This is a genomic window from Kiloniella spongiae, assembly GCF_001026905.1.
Classification (GTDB): Bacteria; Pseudomonadota; Alphaproteobacteria; order Kiloniellales; family Kiloniellaceae; genus Kiloniella; species Kiloniella spongiae.
Genome location: NZ_LAQL01000045.1, coordinates 1 through 1,836, shown reverse-complemented (window position 1 = coordinate 1,836; position 1,836 = coordinate 1). Strand labels below are relative to the sequence as shown.

The 1,836-nt window shown below is 46.8% G+C and carries 1 protein-coding gene; it reads left to right on the top strand.

Annotated features, from left to right (window positions below):
• Nucleotides 1-92: 92 nt before the first annotated feature.
• Nucleotides 93-1,836 (top strand): toxin TcdB middle/N-terminal domain-containing protein (locus WH96_RS20815; RefSeq protein ID WP_156176893.1); only part of this gene is annotated, 1,744 nt, incomplete at its 3' end.

Below are 1,836 nucleotides of genomic sequence, written 5' to 3'. Positions count from 1 at the left end.
TGAAGAATATCCAGACCTATGAGGGCGAGACACTCGTTGCGGATTATAAGATTAGTTTTGATTATGGAGGATTGGTTGGAAATTCTCGTTTGATGTCACTCGAACAGTGTACAGATGCTGATTGTTTAAAGCCGCTCCTTTTTAGTTACTCTGCGAATACAGGAGGTTGGATCGAATCTTCTGAATATAAATCACCGGATATTCTCCGGGATTATCAGCAAGGCAATGAACATCGCGGTGAATTCCATGACATTAATGGAGACGGTTTACCTGATTGGGTAACATCTTTTGCGCGCCCCGGTGTGGCTAATGGTGGGTTTAGAACTGTTTGGCTTAACACAGGTTCCGGCTGGGCAATTAATGCGGAATATCAACCTCCGGATATTTTGCGAGATTATCAGCAAGGCAATGAACATCGCGGTGAACTCCATGACATTAATGGAGATGGTTTACCTGATTGGGTAACATCTTTTGCGCGCCCCGGTGTGGCTAATGGTGGCTTTCGTTCAATATGGCTAAATTCTGGAGCAGGATGGGTGTTGGATAATGGTTTTCAACAGCCCGATATTCTGCGTGATTTTCAAAGATATAATGAGCTGCGCGGCGAGCTCCACGACATCAATGGAGATGGTAAACTTGATTGGGTGACGGCTTATGTGCGTAGAGCAAACGTTTCTGGTGGCGGTGTCTTTCGAAATATCTGGCTTAATAATGGAACAACCTGGGTTGCGGATGCAGGTTATAATCCACCTACTTACTTAATCGATTATTATGCAATGGATGAACGCCAGTCCGAATTGCTTGATCTGAATGGTGACGGGCTTGTGGATTGGGTGTGGTCGTTTACCCGTCGTAATGATCTCTATGGTGGCGGGACTTTAAGGCAGGTTTGGCTTAACACCGGATCAGGGTGGGCGAATAGTACAGAATATGTTCCGCCAACTGTAGTGTGGGATTATAACAAGAGTTCAACAACGCTGGGTACTTTTGTTGATCTTAATGGTGATAACTTGCCGGATTGGGTACAGGCCTATCTTGACACCAATGGCAGTGTTGTAAAATCCACGTGGTTGAATACGGGGGACGGCTGGCAGAAAGATACCAACTTTGATTTGCCCGGGGCTCAATTTGATTTGAGCTATAATCGTGAGCTTGGTGCCTTTGTTGATGTTAATGGGGATGGCATTGTTGATTGGGTGCATGCCGCAGAAGACAAGGGCACCAGAACAACGTGGCTTGGAACTGGACAGGGATGGGAGGAGTCCCCCGAATATCAACATCCTGATTACATTACCAATCGTGTATCTGGCTATAGTGAACAAAAGGGTGAATTTCACGACTTGAACGGTGATGGCTTGCCTGACTGGATCACATCCTTTGCCCGCCCCAATATTGCCAACGGCGGTTTTAGAACAACTTGGCTTAATACTGGACGTGCCAATCATGACTTATTGACCTCGGTTACGACTTCGCGCGGTGCTCGTACTTTTGTTCATTATCGCCCGCTTACCAATAAAGACGGATATACAAAAGGCAGTGGTGCTGCTTATCCCGAGCAGGATTATATCTCACCACTTTCTGTCGTGAACTCAGTAGAGCGTGATGATGGTATCGGTGGTACGCGTAAGATTGAGTATAACTACGCTGGCGCCAAGGTGGATGTTAAGCGGGGATCATTTCTGGGTTTCAAGCAGATTACATCCAAAGACACCCAGCGGGGCACCGAGACCATTACAGACTATCGTCAGGACTGGCCCTTTGTGCGCCGAACGGAGAAATTTGTTCGCCAGTTGGTTGATGGCACACCGATCTCTGAACAAGAGAATACTTGGGAAC